This is a genomic window from Citrobacter sp. Cs237 (assembly GCF_030332325.1).
GTDB lineage: Bacteria > Pseudomonadota > Gammaproteobacteria > Enterobacterales > Enterobacteriaceae > Citrobacter_A > Citrobacter_A sedlakii.
In genome coordinates, this window is record NZ_JAOWIB010000022.1 from 1 (window position 1) to 232 (window position 232).

A 232-nucleotide genomic window follows, 5' to 3' on the forward strand; every position below is an offset into this window, starting at 1 on the left:
CCACGCTGTAGTCGTGGGTGGCCGATGCGGAGTTACCTGCCGCATTGCTGACGCTGGCCTCCACGCGGGCGCTGCCGTCGCTCAGACCAGCCAGATCCGCAGCCGGGACGACCAGCGTCCATGCTCCGTTACTGTCAACGCTGGCGGTGTACGTTTTGCCGCCAAAGGTGACGGTGACGTTCTGGCCGGCTTCCACGTTTGTGGTGGTGCCGGAAAGCGTCAGGTCCGCGCC

Annotated in this window: 1 protein-coding gene; it reads right to left on the bottom strand. The window is 65.9% G+C overall.

Features of this window, described 5'->3' with window-relative positions:
- Positions 1–232: Ig-like domain-containing protein (locus tag OGY07_RS00115; protein WP_286597911.1), on the bottom strand; the 232-nt coding region annotated here is incomplete at both ends.